The 21,083-nt window shown below is 70.4% G+C and carries 23 protein-coding genes and 1 tRNA gene; 18 read left to right on the forward strand and 6 right to left on the reverse strand.

Annotation, left to right across the window (positions count from 1 at the left end):
- Positions 1-75: 75 nt before the first annotated feature.
- Complete coding sequence (locus tag IE153_RS30515; protein ID WP_189593062.1) at positions 76-588, reverse strand: response regulator; 513 nt, start codon at positions 586-588, stop codon at positions 76-78.
- A gap of 115 nt (positions 589-703) precedes the next feature.
- Between IE153_RS30515 and IE153_RS30520 the strand changes: the two genes are divergently transcribed.
- The 3 genes from IE153_RS30520 (at position 704) to IE153_RS30530 (ending at position 2,784) form a co-directional block, all read left to right on the forward strand.
- Positions 704-775 (forward strand) — tRNA-Arg (locus tag IE153_RS30520).
- A gap of 392 nt (positions 776-1,167) precedes the next feature.
- Positions 1,168-1,983 (forward strand): hypothetical protein, encoded by an 816-nt coding sequence (locus IE153_RS30525; RefSeq protein ID WP_189592983.1) that lies wholly within the window; start codon positions 1,168-1,170, stop codon positions 1,981-1,983.
- A 78-nt stretch (positions 1,984-2,061) separates the two neighbouring features.
- Complete coding sequence (locus tag IE153_RS30530; protein WP_189592984.1) at positions 2,062-2,784, forward strand: hypothetical protein; 723 nt, start codon at positions 2,062-2,064, stop codon at positions 2,782-2,784.
- A gap of 27 nt (positions 2,785-2,811) precedes the next feature.
- Here the strand turns inward: IE153_RS30530 and IE153_RS30535 are convergent, their stop codons facing one another.
- On the reverse strand, positions 2,812-3,255 hold the full coding sequence (locus tag IE153_RS30535) for a DUF7144 family membrane protein (RefSeq protein ID WP_189592985.1): 444 nt from the start codon (positions 3,253-3,255) through the stop codon (positions 2,812-2,814).
- A 233-nt stretch (positions 3,256-3,488) separates the two neighbouring features.
- Here IE153_RS30535 and IE153_RS30540 point away from each other — a divergent pair, with 233 nt between their 5' ends.
- Positions 3,489-3,962, forward strand: a complete 474-nt coding sequence (locus IE153_RS30540; protein WP_189592986.1) for an Asp23/Gls24 family envelope stress response protein — start codon at positions 3,489-3,491, stop codon at positions 3,960-3,962.
- Positions 3,963-4,122: 160 nt separating this feature from the next.
- On the opposite strand, the gene ku is transcribed toward IE153_RS30540, so the two are convergent.
- Entirely contained in the window at positions 4,123-5,148 is a 1,026-nt protein-coding gene (ku, locus tag IE153_RS30545) for a non-homologous end joining protein Ku (protein ID WP_494402946.1), read from the reverse strand.
- Positions 5,149-5,211: 63 nt separating this feature from the next.
- Here ku and ligD point away from each other — a divergent pair, with 63 nt between their 5' ends.
- Positions 5,212-6,093, forward strand: coding sequence for a non-homologous end-joining DNA ligase (ligD, locus tag IE153_RS30550; RefSeq protein WP_189592987.1), 882 nt, complete (start codon positions 5,212-5,214; stop codon positions 6,091-6,093).
- 165 nt (positions 6,094-6,258) lie between these two features.
- On the opposite strand, the gene IE153_RS30555 is transcribed toward ligD, so the two are convergent.
- Positions 6,259-7,062 (reverse strand): nuclease-related domain-containing protein, encoded by an 804-nt coding sequence (locus tag IE153_RS30555; protein WP_189592988.1) that lies wholly within the window; start codon positions 7,060-7,062, stop codon positions 6,259-6,261.
- Between the two features lie 119 nt (positions 7,063-7,181).
- Here IE153_RS30555 and IE153_RS30560 point away from each other — a divergent pair, with 119 nt between their 5' ends.
- From IE153_RS30560 to IE153_RS30590, 7 genes are all read left to right on the forward strand, one after another.
- Complete coding sequence (locus IE153_RS30560) at positions 7,182-7,685, forward strand: protein-tyrosine phosphatase family protein (RefSeq protein WP_189592989.1); 504 nt, start codon at positions 7,182-7,184, stop codon at positions 7,683-7,685.
- A 154-nt stretch (positions 7,686-7,839) separates the two neighbouring features.
- Positions 7,840-8,676 (forward strand): hypothetical protein, encoded by an 837-nt coding sequence (locus tag IE153_RS30565; RefSeq protein WP_189592990.1) that lies wholly within the window; start codon positions 7,840-7,842, stop codon positions 8,674-8,676.
- The gene (locus IE153_RS30570) at positions 8,673-9,920 is read left to right on the forward strand and encodes an ATP-binding protein (protein WP_189592991.1); all 1,248 of its coding nucleotides are present in this window, start codon (positions 8,673-8,675) and stop codon (positions 9,918-9,920) included. Before IE153_RS30565 ends, IE153_RS30570 begins: the two co-directional genes overlap by 4 nt.
- Positions 9,921-10,034: 114 nt before the next feature.
- Positions 10,035-10,619, forward strand: coding sequence for an SH3 domain-containing protein (locus IE153_RS30575; RefSeq protein ID WP_189592992.1), 585 nt, complete (start codon positions 10,035-10,037; stop codon positions 10,617-10,619).
- 52 nt (positions 10,620-10,671) lie between these two features.
- Positions 10,672-12,036: an FtsW/RodA/SpoVE family cell cycle protein gene (locus tag IE153_RS30580; RefSeq protein WP_189592993.1), complete on the forward strand. Its 1,365-nt coding sequence runs from the start codon at positions 10,672-10,674 to the stop codon at positions 12,034-12,036.
- Positions 12,033-13,508: a penicillin-binding transpeptidase domain-containing protein gene (locus tag IE153_RS30585; RefSeq protein WP_189592994.1), complete on the forward strand. Its 1,476-nt coding sequence runs from the start codon at positions 12,033-12,035 to the stop codon at positions 13,506-13,508. Before IE153_RS30580 ends, IE153_RS30585 begins: the two co-directional genes overlap by 4 nt.
- A gap of 75 nt (positions 13,509-13,583) precedes the next feature.
- Positions 13,584-14,090 carry a DUF3291 domain-containing protein gene (locus IE153_RS30590; protein WP_189592995.1) on the forward strand — a complete coding sequence of 169 codons (507 nt, stop codon included), beginning with the start codon at positions 13,584-13,586 and terminating at the stop codon, positions 14,088-14,090.
- A gap of 7 nt (positions 14,091-14,097) precedes the next feature.
- Here IE153_RS30590 and IE153_RS30595 read toward each other — a convergent pair whose 3' ends face one another.
- The gene (locus IE153_RS30595; protein ID WP_189592996.1) at positions 14,098-15,207 is read right to left on the reverse strand and encodes a ferritin-like domain-containing protein; all 1,110 of its coding nucleotides are present in this window, start codon (positions 15,205-15,207) and stop codon (positions 14,098-14,100) included.
- Between the two features lie 121 nt (positions 15,208-15,328).
- Between IE153_RS30595 and IE153_RS30600 the strand changes: the two genes are divergently transcribed.
- The 6 genes from IE153_RS30600 to IE153_RS30620 all read left to right on the forward strand — a co-directional run bounded on the left by IE153_RS30600 (position 15,329) and on the right by IE153_RS30620 (position 19,857).
- Positions 15,329-16,267: an AurF N-oxygenase family protein gene (locus IE153_RS30600; protein WP_031108281.1), complete on the forward strand. Its 939-nt coding sequence runs from the start codon at positions 15,329-15,331 to the stop codon at positions 16,265-16,267.
- Positions 16,268-16,437: 170 nt separating this feature from the next.
- Positions 16,438-17,136, forward strand: coding sequence for an RNA-guided endonuclease InsQ/TnpB family protein (locus IE153_RS30605; protein WP_438817949.1), 699 nt, complete (start codon positions 16,438-16,440; stop codon positions 17,134-17,136).
- Positions 17,137-17,138: 2 nt separating this feature from the next.
- The gene (locus IE153_RS42925) at positions 17,139-17,498 is read left to right on the forward strand and encodes a zinc ribbon domain-containing protein (RefSeq protein ID WP_435811864.1); all 360 of its coding nucleotides are present in this window, start codon (positions 17,139-17,141) and stop codon (positions 17,496-17,498) included.
- On the forward strand, positions 17,495-18,148 hold the full coding sequence (locus IE153_RS30610; RefSeq protein WP_189592997.1) for a TetR/AcrR family transcriptional regulator: 654 nt from the start codon (positions 17,495-17,497) through the stop codon (positions 18,146-18,148). Before IE153_RS42925 ends, IE153_RS30610 begins: the two co-directional genes overlap by 4 nt.
- A gap of 10 nt (positions 18,149-18,158) precedes the next feature.
- Positions 18,159-18,458, forward strand: coding sequence for a DUF8847 domain-containing protein (locus IE153_RS30615; RefSeq protein WP_189592998.1), 300 nt, complete (start codon positions 18,159-18,161; stop codon positions 18,456-18,458).
- A gap of 106 nt (positions 18,459-18,564) precedes the next feature.
- A complete protein-coding gene (locus tag IE153_RS30620; RefSeq protein WP_189592999.1) occupies positions 18,565-19,857 on the forward strand; it encodes a C40 family peptidase in 1,293 nt (430 codons plus the stop codon).
- Here the strand turns inward: IE153_RS30620 and IE153_RS30625 are convergent.
- On the reverse strand, positions 19,821-21,083 hold the full coding sequence (locus tag IE153_RS30625) for a styrene monooxygenase/indole monooxygenase family protein (protein ID WP_189593000.1): 1,263 nt from the start codon (positions 21,081-21,083) through the stop codon (positions 19,821-19,823). The genes IE153_RS30620 and IE153_RS30625 overlap by 37 nt on opposite strands.

Genomic DNA, 21,083 nt, shown 5'->3' on the forward strand with positions numbered 1-21,083 from the left:
TCACTCCCCCATGACTACGGGCATGGCCATCATGACTACGGCCATGGCCATGAACGGGCGACGGGCTACGGCTGGCTACGGCACGGCGGGTTGATCCACTTCCTTCACCGGGGCGGCATCACCACCGGCGTCGGGGCTGCCACCGCGCTCCCGGCCCTCGCCCCGGGCCCGCTCGACCAACTGGCGCACCATCCGCACCAGTTCGGCCGGCTCGAAGGGCTTGGAGAGAAACGCGTCGACGCCCACTTCGAGCCCGGCCTCGATCTCGGGATGACCGCAGGCGCTGACGATGGCGAGGGGCATGTCGCGGGTACGGGGATCGGCCCGCAGCCGGGCGGCGGTCCTGAGCCCGTCCAGCCGCGGCATGACGACGTCGAGGGTCACCACATCGGGCCGCACCTGATGAACGACATCAAGACACTCGGCACCATCGGCCGCGGTCACGACCTCCAGCCCCTCCAGCTCGAGGTTGACCCTGATCAACTGCCGGATGACCTTGTTGTCGTCCACAACAAGCACCCGACCCGACACGCCTGGCACAACTCGAGAGTAGGTCGACCCCGGCCATCGCGTCCGGGTTTTCCCCACTTCCACCCCGCACGAGCGACTCACACCCCCGCTCCCGGCAGCGGAAACCCGTTCATGACCACACCGAGGGAGCTGGTAGTGTTCTACCCGTCGCCGCGAGCAACGCGACGAACACGCCCCCGTAGCTCAGGGGATAGAGCAACGGCCTCCGGAGCCGTGTGCGCAGGTTCGAATCCTGCCGGGGGCACCTTGGATTAGGTGCCCAAAGACCCCGCCATCAGCGCTTTCGCTGGGACGGGGTCTTCGCGTATGTGCAGGCGTGTGCGGCCCGGAGCGGGCGTGTGTTCGGTGCCGTGGGCTGTGCGTGGGTTGGTCCCCGGTGCTTCGCATTCCTTCTCGAGTGGGGAATGCGCGGGAAACGTCACCCTCCCGACCCTGAGGGCTCTCGCACCCCCGTCACATGCCTGCAGTCGCAGCCGTCTCTGGCCGACGGCACGACGGCATTGTGATGGCGGCGGGGTGCAGGCGGACGCCTGTCCGACATCTCGCCGTCAGCCACACACGCTTCACCCCGGGCAGGACAGGGTCGCCCTCGGGCCGTTCAACATCTCGCGATGGCAGGTTCGGCATGATGTGCCGGTGGATGCGTTCAGGCGGTACTTCGAGAGCAATCCCGAGATCTTTGCCGCCTTGGTGGCCGGCATCGCTGTCGTCGGCGGCCTCGTCGGCAGTGTGATCGGCGCGAGGATCCAGGCGAATGGCGGCCGGGATCAGGCTGCGGCAGCCCGTGAGGCGGCGCGGATCGCGGCGGAGGCCCAGCGGGTGGCCGCCTTGTGGACCGTCCGGCAGATTCAGGTCGCCGCGTTCATCCAGAGTGTGCGTGAAGCGCGGCGCCTGTCCGAGATGTTCTACAAGCAGAACGCTGTCGAGGACGGCCTGGACGTCCAGTTGCGCGAGGCACGGCAGGACGTGGCGCAGAAGCGAGCAGAGATCGAGTTGGTCGTCCCCCTCGCCGTCTTACGCGCAGCGGGGGAAGTGGCGGAAACCCTCGACTCCATGACGGCCTTTGCCGAAATCGCCGGGCCGGGAACGTACTTCACGGACGACTTGAACAACCAGGCTCTCAGCCCGAATCGGCATCAATCCAGACTTGCCGGCCGAGCACTCAACGCGCTCGACGCCTTGCGCGCTGTCGATGCGAGCGGACGTCCCGACCGGTTCACGGACGCGATGGCGGCCGTTCGGGCCGCCACGAACGCCACTGTCCCACAAGCGGTCTCCGTGACGGCGTATGTCCTGCGCCCTCAGTTCCCTTCGGAAGTGGCGGAGAACCAGGAGAAACTGAACGAGAAGCTGGCCCTCCTCATCGACGCTGCCCGCGCGATGCTGAGGTCCGAGGACGACATCGCCCCGGCGGTACCCACGCAGCGCCGCCGATGGCGGTCGGCGGCGTGACAACGGCTGCCACAATGGCCCGAGTTGCCGGTGGGCGTTCAGGCTTCGCCTCCCGTCTGGGTCCGGGGGAGGACACGCTTGGGAGACGCACTCACCTCCGCGACGGCTCGATATCAGATGAGCCAGGACTACGCCGCCATCGCCACCAGCATCGCGGCCGCGCTGCTGCTCGCGTCGCTCGTGGAGTTCTACGCGATCACGACGGACAATGTCGGGCGCTCCGTGAAACTGGGTCACGTCATCCATACGGGAGTGGCCCGGGTGGTCCGGTTCTCCGACCGGGCCATCAATCTCGGGTACACCATCCCCGATCGCGTCCTCAGGAACCGCCACTTCAGCAGGTTTCAGTACAGTCTGGACTTCCGTGACGTCTGGCGCGAGATCGCGGAGGCCTGGTGGGACGCGGAGTACGAGACCCGCAACCATCCCACTCTCGACGAGGAATTCGACCGGCTCAACCAGTTCTTCCGGCGTCCGTTCCTGTTGGCGATGCTCGCGAACAAGGCCCGCCTCACGCGGGCTTTCCTCTCCCTGGGAGTGGCCCTGCTGTCGGCGGTGACCATCTTCGCCCTTCTCGAGTGGTCGGCCAGACGGGAGGGCGGAGACGGGGCCTGGCTGGCCGTGGCGACCCTCCTCGGGTGCCTCTTCTCCACGATCCTCTATCTCGGCGCTTTCATCGCCCGGCTGTTCGACATGGTCTTCACCAGGGCGATGGAGGCCGCGGTCATGGAATTCATCAGTGCGCACGGAATCGAGTTGGAGACAGAGCGGCCCGAGTGGCGCCCCTACCGCTACAGGTAACCCGGACGGGCGAAGAAGGATCGGACCTCATCTGCTCGTCGGGCTCTCGAACGGGACGAAGGCGTCATCCTTCCGCATCGCACACAGCGCCCAGATGATGAAGCCCGAGATGGCGATCATCACGATCGACCAGACCGGGTAGTAGGGCAGGGAGAGGAAGTTGGAGAGGATGACGAGGCCCGCGATGCCCACGCCGAGGACGCGGGCCCAGGTCGATGCCATGAACAGGCCGAAGCTGACGACGAAGGCGAGTACGCCCAGGGCCAGGTGGATCCAGCCCCAGGCGGTGAGGTTGAACTCGAAGACGTAGTTCCGCGTCGAGACGAAGATGTCGTCGTCCGCGATCTCCGCGATGCCGCGCATGATGTCGAGAATGCCGCCGATCATGAGCATGATGGCCGCGAAGACGGTCACGCCGGTGGCCCATTCCCGCAGGGACGTGCGGGCGCTTCCCGGGTGCGTGGTGGTCATGCCGGCCTCCTCGTTCCCATCGTTCCCCTCGTTCCCGTCTCGTCCGGTGAGGGTGGCCGCCCGCCGGGCCCTGCCGTTCTCAGCGTGCCCACGGCAAGACGCGGTGGGCCTCACCCGGGACGGGTGAAGCGCGACAAGGGGGAAAGTGCCACTTTCGCCCCATACGCACCATTGTTCTACCGTGGAGAAGAACGACGCTGCTCACCCCCTCACCGATCATCGAGGTGACGGTCATGACGGAGACCACTCAGCGCAGTAACACAGCGGGCAGGCAGGACAGGGCGACATCGCAGGGCGGGAAGGGCGCTCCCGGCACCCGTGGGAACACCACCATCGCCGACCTGGTCGTCGCGAAGATCGCGGGCATGGCGGCCCGGGAGATTCCCGAGGTGTACACCCTCGGCGGAGGAATGACCAGGGCCTTCGGGGCTGTGCGTCAGCGGGTGCCGGGCGGGGGTGGCGGGGTCACCCAGGGGGTGAAGGTGGAGGTCGGCGAACGCCAGGCCGCCGTCGATCTCGACGTGGTCGTCGAGTACGGGGCCGCCATCGCCGACACCGCCGCGGACATCCGGACCAACGTCGTCAACGCGGTGGAGCGGATGACCGGCCTCGAGGTCGTGGAAGTCAACATCGCCGTTGGCGACGTCCATCTGCCGGACGAGGAGGAGGACGAGTCCGAGCAGCAGGAGGGCAGGCGGGTGGCCTGACCCGAGGGCTACCTGCTTCAGCTGGTCTCAGCCCTGGGGCTGCGGGCAGCGTACGGTGTGCCCTCCTCCCCCTGGGGGTGGAGGGCACCCTCGACGAGCGCCGGGGCCTCCCGCCGGTCCAGCCGGTCCGTGTCAGCGCCGGGCTTCCCAACCCTCCATGTCAGGCCGAGCGCTTGCGAGACGTCGACTTCTTCGCCGGTGTCTTCTTCGCGGTGCTCTTCGACGCCGCCTTCTTCGCAGTCCCCTGTCCCTGGCCCGACTTGGCCGTCGACTTCTTCGCCGCCGTGGTCTTCTTGGCCGCTGTCTTCTTCGCCGTGGACGTCGACTTCTTGCCGCCGGTCTGCTTGGGGGTCGCCCGGGCCGTCTTGCGCTGTGGGAGCGACTTGACCTCGGCGTGCTCGGCGTCCTCTCCCCGGGACTCGCGGGCCGCGCGGACGCTGCTCTCCAGGGCCGCCATCAGGTCCAGGACCTTGCCGCCCGTGGCCGGTTCCGGGGATTGGGGCGGGGCCTCGCCGGCGGCCTTCGCGGCGATGACCTCCTCCACGGCCTCGCGGTACTCGTCGTGCAGGTCCTCCAGGTCGACCTCGCCCAGGGTGTCCATCAGCGCGTCCGCCAGGTCCAGTTCCTGGTCACGGACGGTCACGTCGGTGTCGGGGGCCAGGCCCTCGGGCGCGCGGACCTCGTCCGGCCACAGCAGGCCGTGCATGGCGATGGCCTCGCCGACGACCCTGAGCATGCCCAGCCGTTCCCTGCCGCGCAGGGCGAACTTGGCGATCGCCACCTTGTTGCTGCGCTTCAGCGCCTCGCGCAGCAGGGTGTACGGCTTCGCCGCGGGGGCACCGCTCGCCTGGAGGTAGTACGCGGCGTCCATCTGGAGCGGGTCGATCCGGTCGGCCGGGACGAAGGCGACGATCTCGATCGTCTTCGCCGTGGGGAGCGGCAGGCTCGACAGGTCCTCCTCGGTGATCGGGATGATCGTGCCGTCCGCGTCCTCGTAACCCTTGCCGATCTCCCCCTGGGTGACCTCCCGGTCCTCCAGTTCGCAGAACTTGCGGTAACGGATGCGGCCGCCGTCCTCGGTGTGGATCTGGCGGAAGGAGATCGAGTGGCTCTCGGTGGCATTCACCAGCTTGATCGGAATGCTGACCAGGCCGAACGAGATGGCGCCGTTCCATATGGATCTCACGTGCAGCACCCTTCCGGTCACGCTCGGGAGTGTTCGTCATGGTTTGCGTGGGATTCTTATCGTATGGCGCCTATCACAGTGGTGGAGGGGCGACGGCTCGCTCTCAGCAATCTGGAGAAGGTGCTGTATCCCGCCACCGGCTTCACCAAGGGCGAGGTGCTGCACTACTACGCGACCGTCGCCGAGGTCCTGTTGCCCCATCTGCGTGATCGGGCGGTGTCCTTCCTGCGGTATCCGGACGGCCCGGAAGGGCAGGTGTTCTTCACGAAGAACGTGCCGCCGGGTACGCCCGACTGGGTCACCACCGCCGAGGTGCCACGGGTCGAGGGACCCTCACGGATGGTCCTGGTGCAGGATCTGCCGAGCCTGATGTGGTCGGCGAACCTCGTGACGGAGTTCCACGCCCACCAGTGGCTCGTCGACACTCCGGACGAGGCCGACCGGATCGTGTTCGACCTCGATCCGGGGGCGCCGGCGAGCATCGTCCAGTGCTGTGAGGTCGCCCTGTGGTTGCGGGAGCGGCTCGCGCGCGACGGCCTCGAGACCTACGCCAAGACCTCCGGCTCGAAGGGGTTGCATCTGCTCGCCGCCGTGCGCGGGGCGTCCTCCGAGCGGGTTTCCGAGTACGCCAAGGCACTCGCCGTCGAGGCCGAGAAGGCCATGCCCCGGCTCGCGCTCCACCGGATGACCAGGAGCCTGCGTCCGGGGAAGGTCTTCGTCGACTGGAGCCAGAACGCCGCCCGCAAGACGACGGCGACCCCGTACACCCTCCGGGCCCGCCCGGAACCGACCGTCTCGGCCCCGGTGACCTGGGACGAGATCGAGGAGTGCCGCTCACCTGGCCGGCTGGACTTCCAGGCCGTCGACATCGCCCCGAGGATCCAGGACTACGGCGACCTGCTCGCTCCGCTGCTGGACACGGAGGCGGCCGGATCACTGCCGTAGCCGGACAGCTGCCGTTGCCCGACGGTCGGCGGATTCGCGACGGGCCTCGCAGTAGGCGCGCGTGCCGTATTCCACCCGGCCGGCCCCAGCAGACAGCTGCCGTGCCCCGCCGCCCCGCCCCCGGCGGTCAGGTTCCACGTCCCGCCCGACCGGCCCGGCCGCCTCTCACACCCGCACCCACGTGTTCCGGTCACGGGCCATCGCGTGCAGCGCCTCCACGTCCGCCGGTTTCAGGATGCCGCCCCGCCGGGACAGGCCCTCCACCTCCGTGGACGTCAGGACGTGGACCTCCCTGGGGGCCGTGGGGATCGACACCGCCGCCGGGTCCACCAGGGCGAGGACCGGGCGGACCTCCGCGGTCAGGGCGTAGGAGGCGCGGTCGGCGTCGGAGCGGATGCGGCGCAGGAGGGGGTACGGGTCGCGGCGGCCGAGGGTGATCACGGGGTCGGTGATCCGGACGCGCTGCCTGCGGGCGTGGAGGGTGTGCAGGGCGTAGAGGCCGCCGGGGCCGATCAGCAGGTGGTGGATGCGGTCGCCGCCGGGGAGCGGCACGGAGTGCAGGGCGTGCCAGCCCGCGCCGTCGAGGCGGTCCAGGGCGTCGCCGACCGTCTGCTCGGCCGCCAGGGCCCTGCGGCGCGGGTCGGGGCGCAGCCGGTGCGCGGGGCCGGGGTCGCGGTCGAGGGCGACGAGGAGGGCCTCGCCGGGGCGGTTGGGGGCCAGGTCGTCGTCGGGGTGGAGGGCGAGGCGGGACAGTTCGGCGGGGGTCGGCACCGGGGGCGGCCCCACCGTCACAGGGCCGGTGATGAAGGGCCCGAGCGCCCGCAGGGCGTCGTCCTCGCGGTCCTGGCCGAGCAGGTTCACCCGGGCCGCCTCGCGGTCGTACCAGGCGATGTTCCTGCCGTCCGGGAGGCAGACGTAGAGCCGCTCCCGGCCGTGCCACCAGGTCGGTATGACGCGCAGTCCGTTCATGCACCATCACCCCAGTCCATGGGAACAGGCGGGGTGCTGCGGGGGCAAGAACCCGGCTACCTTTGAGAGGAGTTGGGCCTGCCCGCGGACCCCCGGGCGGTAGTGGTGGGGAGGCGCCGTTGCGTACCCGCAGTAAACCCGACGTACCCGCTCCGGAGAGTCCGTGGAGCGAGGTCGTACCCGGGCTCTGGATGGGCGGTCACGAGTACACGGGGGCCTTGGGCCACCTGGAGTTCGCCGTCGTAGGGAACGAGTTCGATCTCGTGCAGACGCTGCTGCGGCTGCCGGGGCACGGGCCCGATCCGGGTGTCCGGCACCATGTGTGGCCGATCCCCGACGGGCCGCTGGACGGGACGCAGCTCGCCGGTGTGATCCGGCTGGCCGAGGCCGCGTGCGAGGCGCTGGGCGAGGGCCGCAGGGTCCTGGTCCGCTGTTACCACGGGTACAACCGCTCCGGTCTCGTCGTCGCGCACGCGCTGATGCGCCAGGGCCGCTCCGCCGAGGAGGCGATCCGGCTGATCCGGGCGCGCCGCTCGCCCTGGGCGCTGCACAACGACCTGTTCGTCGACTACCTGCGGGCCGGGCTGGCCACGGCACGGCTGCTGGAGGAACTCACCGAGTAGCACGGCACAGGTACGGCCGTGCGCGTACGGGCGCCCTCTCGCGCAAATGGGACTTCCCTACGAATAAGGTGTACGCGGCCGACAGGTGCACGCCGCCGACGGTCACGTCCGCCGTGTGCCCACCGTGTGATCACCATGAAACGCCAGGAGTGCAGTGCCCCTCAGCCGCCCCGGACGGGCCGCCCGTCGCCTCGCCGTCGTCGCCCTCCTGCTGGCCGCCGCCGTGGGCTGCGGGGACGCCGGCGGGCTGGAGGGCGCGGGATCGACCCCGACGGCGGAGGGTCCGGCCCGGCTCTGGCCGGAGCTGACGCCGGCGTCCAGCCCGGCCTTCGAGATCGGCGAGGTGAACACCGAGGTGATCAAGGGGGTGAAGGTCCCCGGCGACGACATCCGCCGGGTGAACCCGGTCTCCATCGTCCGGGCCGAGATCGCCCGGAACCCGGGTGACTACGACGGCGCCAAGGCCCCCTACCGCGACACGAAGCGCGAGATGGCCGACTGCACGAAGGGCCCGGGGCACGGGAAGTGCCCGGTGCTGACGCCGTACTACCGGGATCTGACCGGCGACGGGCACGACGACCTGACGCTGGGCTTCCCGCTGCTGCCCGGGAAGACGACCGCGGTCCGCGTGTACACCGTCGAGAAGCACCGACTGGTGCAGGTGATGGGGTGGGAGGACGCGCTGAGCGGGGTCGAGCTGGCCGGGCGTTCCCTGGTGATCCGCTCGCCGTCGGAGGTCGCGGGCTACGAGTACCGCCTGCAGTGGACCTGGGACCGGGACCAGCGGGCCATGCTCCTCACCCATGACGAGATGCTGCGCACCGGTCCGCGCAAGCACTCCCGGCACCCGTCGGCCTCCTCCCTCACCGGATCCTCTTCCGGAGCCTCCTCAGGATCCCCGACCGGAACCCCGCTCGGATCCCCGTCCGGCTCCCCCGCCCCTTCCTCGTCCTCCTCCCCGTCCGTCTCCCCCTCGGCGAGTGGCGGATGAGACCGGCACTCCCCCAGTGGTCCGGGACGCTGGCCGTGAAGGCAGCCGTCTTCATCGCGGTGATGTGCTGCGCGCTGGCGGCCCTGCTCGGCGTCCTGGTGCATGTGCAGGTGACGAACCAGACCGTCGGCCAGGCCCGTGACCAGGCGTTGCAGCGGCTGACGCAGGCGACGGAGCGGTACGAGGCCGGGGACACCCTGGGGCGGGGCGCCGGGGTGGACCCGCCGGAGCTGCCGCGGGAGCTGCGGGACCTGGCGGTGGCCGGCGACCGCGGCACGATGGTCGCCGACCGCGCGGGACGCCCCACCATGTGGGCGGCGGGTCCGGTCGACGGCGAACGGGCGCTGGCCGTCGCGGTCGACTACTCCCAGCAGGCCCGCACGATCGAGGGCCTCGACCGGGCGATCCTGTGGTCGTCGGGCCTGGCGATCGGGGCGACACTGCTGGTCGGCGCGTTCGCGGTGACGCGGGTGACGCGGCGGCTGCACACGACGGCGCTGGTGGCCCGGCGGATCAGCGCGGGCGACCTGGACGCACGCGTGAACGACCCCCGCACGGGCCCGCGCACCAAGGCCGGCCCGCCGGACGAGGTGGCCGCGGTCGCCGCCGCCCTGGACTCCATGGCGGCTTCGCTCCAGGGCAAGCTGCTCGCCGAGCAGCGGTTCACGGCGGATGTCGCGCATGAGCTGCGCACGCCGCTGACCGGGCTGCACGCGGCGGCCGAACTGCTTCCACCGGGCCGTCCGACGGAGCTGGTCCGGGACCGGGTGGCGGCGCTGCGCACCCTCACCGAGGACCTGCTGGAGATCTCCCGGCTGGACACCGGCCGGGAGCGGGTGGAGCTGGACACCGAGCAACTGGGGCCGCTGGCCGAGCGGGCGGTGCGGGCGGCGGGGAGCGACACGGAGGTCAGGGTCGTACGGGACGTGTCCGTGGAGACGGACCGGCGACGGCTGGAGCGGGTGCTGGGCAATCTCGTGGCGAACGCGCACAAGCACGGCCGGGGGCCGGTGGTACTGACCGTGGACGGCCCGGTGGTGACCGTTCGCGACCACGGGGACGGGTTCCCGGAGTACCTCGTCGCGCACGGGCCGCAGCGGTTCCGGACGGAGGGCGGTACGCGGGGGCACGGGCTGGGGCTGACCATCGCGCGGGGGCAGGCCGAGGTACTGGGGGCACGGCTGGAGTTCGCGAACGCGCCGGACGGCGGGGCGGTGGCCACGCTGGAACTCGCGGCGGAGTGAGCGCCCGGGGCGCGTCCTCCTATGGCCCAGCGTGAAGGGCGGCACCCTCTGGGCGCTCCTAATGTGGCGATTAGTCAGCTTCGGCATCTTCGCCCCCACATGGAGGTAACCCCCATGTCCCTGCGCACCCGTCTCTCCATAGCCACCGTCGCCGGGCTCCTCGCCGCAGCGGCCACCATCACGCCCGCCGCCGCGCACGACGACTGGGACCCGAACGGTGGGAACGGCACCAGCCACCAGGACCCGAACGGCGGGAACGGCAACGGCAACGGCGGCAACGGCAACGGCGGCAACGGCAACGGCAACCAGGGCCAGAACGGCTGGAACGGCGGCTCCGGCGGCAACGGCAACCAGGGCCAGAACGGCTGGAACGGCGGCTCCGGCGGCAACGGCGGCAACGGCGGCAACGGCAACCAGGACCCGAACAGCTGGAACGGCGGCAACAACAGCCACAACGACGACGCGAGCCTCTACCGCGGCGTCGTCACGGCGGACACCCTGGCGCTGCGCAGCGCCCCCAACCGCGGTTCGCAGATCATCCGGTACGCCCACCGGGGCGACAAGGTCAAGATCTTCTGCAAGACGGGCGGCGAGACCGTACAGGGCAATCCGCTCTGGTACCTGCTGACGGACGGCACGTGGGCCTGGGGCGCGGCCCGGTACATCGACAACATCGGCCCCGCGCCACGCTGGTGCTGACACTCCGTCACCCAAAGGCACACAAGGCGGACGGTTTGGGTAGGTTCCGGACATGAGCAAGGCCGGAATCACCGTGGCGACGGCGGACCCGCCCGCGCCCGCCGTCCGCCGCCTCCCCCGGCGCCGGGGCGTCGAACTCGCCCTCATCGTGCTGGCCGTCCTGCTGTCGGTGTACGGCTACTGCGCCGTGGGCCTCGCCCGGCACGGAGCGCTGCCGCCCGGCGCCGCCGGCTACGGCGCCGGCCTCGGCGTCCTGGCGCTGCTGGCCCACCTGGCGGTACGCCTGCGGGCCCCGTACGCCGACCCCCTGCTCCTGCCCATCGGGGTGCTGCTGAACGGGCTGGGGCTGGTGCTGATCTACCGGCTCGACCTGGAGACCCCGGGCGACCGGGCGGCACCGGCCCAGCTGGTGTGGTCGACGCTGGGCGTGGCGTTGTTCATCCTGGTCGTCCTGCTGCTGCGCGACCACCGGGTGCTCCAGCGCTACACGTACGTCTGCGTGGTCGCGGCGCTGATCCTGCTCACGCTGCCGATCCTGTTCCCGGCGGTGAACGGGGCCCGCATCTGGATCCGGATCGCCGGGTTCTCCATCCAGCCGGGCGAGTTCGCGAAGGTGCTGCTGGCGGTGTTCTTCGCCGCGTACCTGGCGGCGAACCGCAACGCCCTCGCGTACACGGGCCGCCACATCTGGAAGCTCCAGCTCCCCACCGGCCGGGTCCTCGGCCCGATCGTCGCCGTCTGGCTGGTGAGCGTCGGGGTGCTGGTCCTGGAGCGCGACCTCGGCACGTCGCTGCTGTTCTTCGGCCTGTTCGTGGTCCTCCTCTACGTCGCCACCGGCCGCACCGGCTGGATCGCGGTCGGCCTGCTGCTGGCCGCGCTGGGCGCGGTCGCCGTCGGCCGGCTGGAGCCGCACGTGCACAGCAGGATCGAGACCTGGCTGCACCCCTTCGCCTCCATCGAGGCGGGCGAGGGCGCGAACCAGCTCGCCCAGTCGCTGTTCGCCTTCGCGGAGGGCGGCATGCTCGGCACGGGCCTCGGGCTCGGCCACTCCTTCCTCATCGGCTTCGCCGTGAAGTCGGACTTCATCCTGGCCACCGCGGGCGAGGAACTCGGCCTGGCCGGCATCGCCGCCGTCTTCCTCCTCTACGGCCTGCTGGTGGAGCGCGGCTTTCGCGCGGGCCTCGCGCAGCGCGAGCCCTTCGGCCGGCTGCTCGCGGTCGGCCTGGCCTCGCTGGTGGCGCTCCAGGTGTTCGTGATCGCGGGCGGGGTGACCGGGCTGATCCCGCTGACCGGCATGGCGATGCCGTTCCTCGCGCAGGGCGGCTCGTCGGTGGTCACCAACTGGGCGATCGTGGCGCTGCTGGTGCGGGTGAGCGACTCGGCCCGGCGGAGTTACGACGGGCAGGACGCCCGGTGACCCGGCACATCCGGCACGCCGGGTATTTCTGCGCCCTGCTGCTGGTGGCACTGCTGCTGAACGCCGCCCGGGTCCAGGTCGTCCAGGCCCCGTCGTACGACCGGAACCCGGGCAACCGGCGCCCCGACATCACCCGCTACGAGCAGCCCCGCGGGGACATCCTGGTCGGTGGGCGGCCCGTCACCGGCTCCCGGGACACCCGCGAGCACCTCCGTTACGAACGGACCTACACGGACGGCCCGATGTACGCCCCGGTCACCGGCTTCGCCTCCCAGCTGTACGGGACGACGCTCCTGGAGAACAGCGAGGACGGCGTGCTGTCGGGCGCGGATCCGATGCTCGCCCCGTTCCCGCTGTGGAACGACTTCACGCGGGCGCGCAACGCCGGCGGAGACGTCGTCACGACACTCCACCCCGCCGCCCAGAAGGCCGCGTACGAGGGGCTCGCGGGCCACAGGGGGGCGGTGGCGGCGCTGGAGCCGTCGACCGGCCGGATCCTGGCCCTGGTGTCCGCCCCGTCCTACGACCCCCAGCCGCTGTCGGGCAACGGCTCGGCGGCGGCCCGGGCCTGGTCGCGACTCACCGCCGACAAGGACCGCCCGATGCTCAACCGGGCGGTGCGGCAGACGTATCCACCGGGCTCGACCTTCAAGGTGGTCACCGCGGCCGCCGCGCTGGACGCCGGTGTGGTCACCGACCTCGAGGCGCCGACCGACACCCCCGACCCCTACCGGCTGCCGGGGACGCGCACCCGCATGACGAACGCGTCGAAGGGCTGCGCGAACGCCTCCGTCCGGGAGGCCTTCACCTTCTCCTGCAACACGGTGTTCGCCAAGCTCGGTGTGGAGGTGGGTGCGGCGGACATGATGGCCACGGCGCACGCCTTCGGCTTCAACAACGGAGAGCTGAGGGTCCCCTTCCCGGTGGCCCGGTCCACCTTCGACACCAGCCCCGACCAGGCGCAGCTGGCCCTGTCGTCGATCGGCCAGTACAACACCCGCGCCACACCGCTGCAGATGGCGATGGTCGCGGCGGCGGTGGCCAACGGCGGTCAGGTGCGGGACCCCTACCTGGTGGAGCGCACGACCCGGCCGGGCGGCAGCACCCTGGCGACGGCGGGCTCGCGGGCGATCCGCCAGGCGATGTACCCGTCCACGGCCGTCCGGCTGCGGGCGATGATGCGGGACGTGGTGGAGAACGGCACCGGCCGCAACGCCGCCATCCGCGGCGCCAAGGTCGGCGGCAAGACCGGCACCGCCCAGCACGGCCTCGGCAACTCCGGGACTCCGTACGCCTGGTTCGTCTCCTGGGCGCAGGGCGATCGCGATCTGGCGCCGCGGGTGGCGGTCGCGGTCGTGGTGGAGGACGCGGAGACGAACCGCGGGCACATCAGCGGGGGCGGTGGCGCGGCGCCGATCGCCCGGGCGGTGATGGAGGCGGTGCTGAAGTCCCCTGAGCAGCCGTCCGGTTGACGCGATCGGACACGACCGCCCGGTTGCTGAGACGGGGCTACCGGGACCGGGGACGCCCGACCTACCGTTCGGTTCATGACTGAGCCCGCGTACGAACTCGCCCAGGTCAACCTCGGCCGCCTCAAGGCCCCTCTGGACTCCCCGCAGTTGAAGGACTTCGTCGACAACCTCGACCCCGTGAACGCGGACGCGGACGGGGCCGACGGTTTCGTCTGGCGCCTCCAGGGCGAGGGCGGCGACGACGCCACGGACGTGCCCGTCTTCGGCGACTCCTGGCTGATCATCAACATGTCGGTGTGGCGCGACACGAACGCCCTGACCGCCTACATGTACCAGGGGCGGCACCGGGAGATGCTCGCCCGCCGCCGCGAGTGGTTCGAACGCGTCCAGGAGGCCATGGTCGCCCTCTGGTGGGTCCCGGCCGGCCACCGCCCCACGGTCGCCGAGGCGGAGTCCCGCGTGCTGCACCTGCGCACGCACGGCCCGACACCGTACGCCTTCACCCTGCGGACCTCGTTCCCGCCCCAGGGGGCGACACCGCAGCTCGGCGAGGTGCCGGAGGGCCTGGGCTGCGTACTCTGACGGCGCCTCAACCAGCCGCCCGACCTGCGTCGATCGCCCCCGTCACCTCCGCCACCCGCGCCTTCTCCTCCGCCGCCAAGCGCTCGGCGTCGAGCTTCTCGGCGATCTCCTCGTCCTCGGACATCAGCAGGTCGAGGCTGGCGTCGCCCATCTCCAGGACGCCCATGTCGACATAGGCCTGCTGGAGGCGCTTGCCCCACAGGCCGATGTCCTTGACGCAGGGGACGATGCGGCTGAACAGCAGCTTGCGGAACAGGGTGAGGAACTCGGACTGCTCGCTGTACTCCTCCGCCTCGGCCCTCGGGATGCCGAAGTTCTCCAGCACCTCCACGCCCCGCAGCCGGTCGCGCATGAGGTAACAGCCCTCGATGACGAACTCCTCACGCTCCCTCAACTCGGCGTCCGTGAGCTGCCGGTAGTAGTCGCGCAGGGCCATCCGCCCGAAGGCGACGTGCCGGGCCTCGTCCTGCATGACGTACGCGAGGATCTGCTTGGGCAGGGGCTTGTCCGTCGTGTCCCTGATCATGCCGAAGGCGGCGAGCGCGAGGCCTTCGATCAGCACCTGCATGCCCAGGTACGGCATGTCCCAGCGGGCGTCGCGCAGCGTGTCGTCCAGCAGGGACTGGAGGTTGTCGTTGATCGGGTACAGCATCCCGATCTTCTCGTGCAGGAAGCGGCCGTAGATCTCGGCGTGCCGGGCCTCGTCCATGGTCTGGGTCGCCGAGTAGAACTTCGCGTCCAGATCGGGGACGGACTCGACGATCCGCGCGGCACAGATCATCGCGCCCTGCTCGCCGTGCAGGAACTGGCTGAACTGCCAGGAGGCGTAGTGCTTGCGCAGCTCGCCCTTGTCCTTCTCCGTCAGTTTCGCCCAGTGCCTGGTCCCGTAGAGGGACATCGCCTCGTCCGGGGTGCCGAGCGGATCGTACGGATCCACCTCCAGCTCCCAGTCGATCCGCTTCTGACCGTCCCACTGCTTGTCCTTGCCCTTCTGATAGAGGGCCAGGAGACGGTCGCGTCCGTCGTCGTACTCCCAGGTGAAACGGGCCGCGCCGCTCGCCGGCACCTGTCGTAGGGGCTCTTCCGGTTCCATGGCGTACAGGTCGAAGGTCGGCATGCCCGCAGGCTCACACGAGGTAGACACCGGGTCAACAAGTAGTGCGCGGGGGATTGACGAGCTTGCTGACAGGCAGTCTCATAAGAGGAACAGTGACGTGTGCACAACGAGGTGGGCAGCCATGACGACCCTGACGGAAGCCGACGCGCTCGACGGCCTGCGCGATGCCCTCGGCCTGCTCAAGGACCGGGAGCAGGTGGCCCAACGGCTGCTCGACTCCTCCGCCAAGCACTCCTTCGATCCGGACAAGGAGCTGGACTGGGACGCGCCCTTCGAGGAGGGCAAGTGGTTCTGGCCCCCGGAGCTGGTCTCGCTCTACGACACCCCGCTCTGGAAGCGCATGGGCGAGGAACAGCGCATCCTGCTCTCCCAGCACGAGGCCGCGGCCCTGGCCTCCCTGGGCATCTGGTTCGAGATCATCCTGATGCAGCTGCTGGTCCGGCACATCTACGACAAGGCGGCGACGAGCGCCCATGTGCGCTACGCACTCACGGAGATCGAGGACGAGTGCCGCCACTCCAAGATGTTCGCCCGCCTGATCTCCCACGGCGACACGCCCTGGTACCCGGTCAGCCGAGCGCACCAGCACCTGGGCCGCCTGTTCAAGACCATCTCCACCACCCCCGGTTCCTTCACGGCCACGCTGCTGGGCGAGGAGGTCCTCGACTGGATGCAGCGTCTGACGTTCCCCGACGAGCGTGTCCAGACCCTGGTCCGCGGTGTCACCCGCATCCACGTCGTGGAGGAGGCCCGCCACGTCCGCTACGCCCGTGAGGAACTCCGCCGCCAGATGGTGACGGCTCCCAAGTGGTCCCAGGAGTTCACCCGCGTCACCTCCGGCGAGTTCGCCCGCGTCTTCTCGGTGGCCTTCGTGAACCCGGACGTCTACACCAACGTGGGCCTGGACAAGCGGGAGGCGCTCGCCCAGGTCCGCGCGAGCGGCCACCGCCGGGAGGTCATGCAGAACGGCTCCAAGCGCCTGACCGACTTCCTCGACGACATCGGGGTGCTGCGGGGCGTCGGACGCCGCCTGTGGAAGTCGTCGGGGCTGCTGGCGTAGAGGCCCCCGACTCCATCATGTCCATGCAGGGTGACTAGTGAGCGGCTGTCCGACGCGATGGAGAGACTCGACTCGAAGTCCTCGAACACATTTGCTCACATAGCGTGCAATTCCGGTTGGATGTGATCTTTCGCCGCGAGCGGGCGCGAAGCGTCCATACGGTGATCCGTATGCAGCTCCGCTACCACTACCGGGCCTACCCGGACGCCGCCCAGTGCCGTGCGCCGGCGAGGGCGTTCGGGTGCGCCCGCGTGGTGTGGAACGACTGCCTGCGCGACCGCACGCAAGCTCACGCGGCGGGGCTGCCGTACGTGAAGTCGGCGGAGCTGTCGCGTCTGCGCATCACCCAGGCCAAGCGCACCGAGGAACGCGCCTGGCTGGCTGACGTGTCGGCGGTCGTCCTGCAGCAGTCTCTTCGGGACCTGGACACCGCCTACAAGAACTTCTTCGACAGCCTGAGCGGCAAGCGGCAGGGCCGGAAGGTGTGCCCGCCCCGGTACAAGTCGAAGAAGGACACCCGGCAGTCGATCCGCCTCACCACCAACGCCTTCTCCCTTCGGGACGACGGCACGGTGTACGTGGCCAAGGTCGGAAACCTCAAAGTCAAGTGGTCCCGGCGGCTTCCGGCCGCACCGACCTCTCTGACCGTCACCAAGGACAGCTGCGGCCGGTACTTCCCCAGCTTCGTCGTGGACACCGAGCCGGACATCCTGCCCGAGCTGGAGACCGACACCGGGATCGACCTCGGCTTGTCCGCCTTCGCTGCCCTGTCCGACGGGCGGTGTACGTGGAAGACCTCGCAGTGTCCGGTCTCGGCCGCACCCGGCTCGCCAAGTCCGTGCGCGACGCGGGATGGTCCGCGTTCGTGAACATGCTGGAGTACAAGGCGGTCAAGCACGGCCGCACCTTCACCAAGGTGGACCGTACCTTCCCCTCCTCTCAAGTCTGCTCGGCCTGCGGATTCCGCGACGGCCCCAAACCCCTGCACGTTCGGCAGTGGACATGTAGCACGTGCGGCACCGTGCACGACCGCGACCACAACGTCCTCTTCGAAGGACGCCGTATCGTCGCCGCCGGACGGGCGGAGACACGAAACGCCTGTGGAGCGCCGGTAAGACGGGCACACGTGCCCGCACAGCGCGGTGAAGCAGGAAGCCCTCGGAAGGGTCAGCGACCCAGGCCGACGTCCCTGGACTTTAGGCCAGGGAGCACGTCAAGCTGCGAGGCATGACACCAGCCGCCCCCACCCCCGCCTACCGGCGACTCAGCGTCGAGGAACGCCGCAGTCAGCTGCTCACCTCCGCGCTGAACCTCTTCGCCCACCGCGCCCCGGAGGAGGTGTCCCTCGACGACGTGGCGGAGGCGGCCGGAGTCTCGCGCCCCCTGGTGTACCGGTACTTCCCGGGCGGCAAGCAACAGCTCTACGAGGCCGCCCTGCGCTCCGCCGCCGACGAGCTCCAGCACTGCTTCGACGAACCCCGCGAGGGCCCCCTCCTCCCCCGCCTGTCCCGCGCCCTCGACCGCTACCTCACCTTCGTCGACGAGCACGACACCGGCTTCAGCGCCCTCCTCCAGGGCGGCAGCGTCGTGGAGACGTCGCGCACCACCGCCATCGTCGACGGAGTCCGCCGCGTCGCCGCCGAGCACATCCTCAGCCACCTGGGCGTCACCGGACCCGGCCCGCGCCTGCGCATGACGATCCGCATGTGGATCACCGCCGTGGAGGCGTCGTCGCTCATCTGGCTCGACGAGGACAAGCAGCCGCCCGCCGAGGAGCTTCGCGACTGGCTCGTCGAGCAGTTCGTGGCGATGCTGACGGTGACCGCCCGCCGCGACCCGCAGACCGACGCCCTGGTCCTGGCGCTCACCGAGGATGTCTGACACTGATCCCGTGAAGAGCGAAGACACCCCCTTCGAGGGCGGCCCCATGGACGGCAGGGTCCTGCCCGTCCTCCTGGGCATCACCGGCCACCCGCCCAAGACGTACCGCATCCCCGTCCCGGACCCCGACGGCGGACCGGACACCGTGCTCGTCTACCGCCGCGTCCCCCGGGGACCGGGCAAGGTCGGCCTGTCCAACCGCTGGAAGTACGAGTACGCCCCTGAGGGCATCCCGCCCCGCCGGCTCAACTGGCCGTGGTCGAAGCCAGACGCCACGCCGCCCGGCAAGCCGGACGACGCCGACGGGTGACCCCGTTGCGCCGAACCGCGCACACCCACCGCGCGCACCGCACGCACACGCCTGATCCTCACGTTGTCCGGCGGCACCACGCCGCCCCCGCAACGGAGGTGATGGCATGTCAGGAAGTCTTCTGCGTCTGGTCTGCATCGCGGCGACGGCGGCCGGAACCGTCCTGGCACCAGTCCCGGCCAGGGCAGTCCCCGAGCCGGACACGGCACAGCACGACATGGAGGAGCGCGGCACGGAAGCGCGCGGCATCGCCGCTCTCCTGACAGATCTTCAGAAGCTGTACAGGAAGGCCGAGGAGGCCACGGAGGCCTACAACGGCACCGAGGAGAAGCTGAAGAAACAGCGCGCCGAGACCGACCGCCTGGACCGCGCCCTCGCCCGCGCCCGGCTCTCCCTGCACGACAGCCGGGGCGCGGCCGGCCGGCTGGCCCGGCAGCAGTATCAGAGCAGCAGCGACATCTCCCCGTACGTACGTCTGCTCCTGGCCCGCGACCCGCAGCACGCGATCGAGCAGGGCCATGTGATCGGCCGGCTCGCCCAGGAACGGGCCGACACCATCGGCCGGCTGACCGGCGACGAACGCAAGGCCCGCGAAGTGGCCCGTAAGGCCCGCACGGCCCTCGACCGGCAGCTCGCCCTCACCGAGCGGCGCAAGAAGGAACGGGACGAGGTCCGCGCCCGCCTCCACGACGTCGAGGAACTGCTCGCCTCCCTGAGCAGCGAGCAGCTCACCGACCTCGCCGAGTTCGAGCAGAAGGGCATCGCGAAAGCGCAGAAGGAGTTCATGGCATCGGGCGCACTGGGCGCCGAAGACGAGGCCGACGAGGCCGACGAGGCCGACGAGGCCGGGGACGAGGACGCCGAGGACAACGGCAAGAACAGGGCCGGCCGGGGAAGCACCACCACTGTCCGCACCTCCACCCCCTCCGCCGAGGGCCGCCGCGCCGTGCACTACGCCGTGCGGCAGCTCGGCAAGCCGTACGAGTGGGGCGCCGAGGGCCCGAGGACGTACGACTGCTCGGGCCTGACCTCGCAGGCCTGGGCCGAGACGAGGGCGCCCATCCCCCGGACCAGCCAGGAGCAGTGGAAGCGGTTGGAGCGGATCCCCCTGGACGAGCTGCGCCCGGGCGACCTGGTCGTGTACTTCCCGAAGGCCACGCACGTCGCGCTGTATCTCGGGGACGGCATGGTCGTCCAGGCTCCCCGGCCGGGCGCGAAGGTGAAGGTGTCACCGATCGCGGCCAACCCGGTCCTCGGTGCCGTACGACCGGACCCGGGCGGGGAGCCCCTGCGGCGTTACGAGCCGCCGAAGCTCCCCGAGGGCGCCACGGACGGGTCGGACGAGGGCTACGAAGGAGGGGACTACGCGGCGCCCGTGCCGGACACCTCGGCCAGGTAGGCCCCCGTCTTGTCCGGGTCGTAGAAGAAGTTCTCGAAGTCGGACGGGTCGTTGAAGCCGTTGGCGAAGCGGTCGGCGACCGGCTGGAGCTCACCGGCGGCGCCGATGAGGTTCAGGATGTGCTCCGGCGGCGGCGCGAGCATCGCGTTGGTCCACTTGGTGACGTGCTGGGCGGTGTTCCAGTAGCGGTCGAAGGTGGCCCGCATCCACTCCTCGTCGAACGGCTTGTCGCCGTGCTCGGTGATCGAGGAGAGGTAGGCGGCGGCGCACTTGGACGCCGAGTTGGAGCCCTGCCCGGTGATCGGGTCGTTCGCGACGACGACGTCCGCCACGCCCAGCACGAGTCCGCCGCCGGGGAGGCGGCCGATCGGGTTGCGGACCGTGGGGGCGTAGCGCCCGGCCAGCGTGCCGCCGGCGTCGGTCAGTTCGACCTTGGTGGCCCGCGCGTACTCCCAGGGGACGTACCGCTCCATGAGTTCCAGGGTCAGGGAGAGGTGCTCCGCGGGGTCCTTGACGCCGTTGAAGGCGTCGAGCGGGCCGCCGGGTATGCCCTCCCAGAACAGGATGTCGGCGCGGCCGGAGGTCGTCAGGGTCGGCATGACGAACAGCTCGCCGACACCCGGCACGAGGTTGCAGCGGACCGCTTCGGTGCCGGGGTGCTCGGGGCGCGGGCCCAGGCCGTGGACGTACGCCACGGCCAGCGCGCGCTGCGGCTCGCTGTACGGGGAGCGCTCCGCGTCGCGGCCGAACATCTGGACCAGTTCGCCCTTGCCGGCCGCGACGAGCACCAGGTCGTAGGTGCGGGAGAAGTAGTCGAGGTCGCCGACGGCCGCGCCGTGGATGACGAGCTGCCCGCCGCGCTGGGCGAACGTCTCCATCCAGCCGGCCATCTTCACGCGCTGGTCGACGGACTGCGCGTAGCCGTCGAGCCTGCCCAGCCAGTCGATGGCGCGGGCGGAGGGGCCTTCGGCCCAGGAGCCGGGGGCGGCGACCGAGACGCCGAGTCCTTCGATCTTCGGGGCCTGGGACTCCCAGAAGTTCAGTTGGAGATCGCGCTCGTACTGCAGGGCCGTGTGGAACATGCACTGCGTCGACATGACCCGGCCGGTGCGGATCTCGTCCGCCGTCCGGTTGGACATCAGGGTGACCTCGTAGCCCTGTGACTGGAGGCCGAGGGCGATCTGGAGCCCGGACTGACCGGCTCCGACGACGAGTATCTTCCGCAT

The organism is Streptomyces massasporeus (genome assembly GCF_014648995.1).
GTDB lineage: Bacteria > Actinomycetota > Actinomycetes > Streptomycetales > Streptomycetaceae > Streptomyces > Streptomyces massasporeus.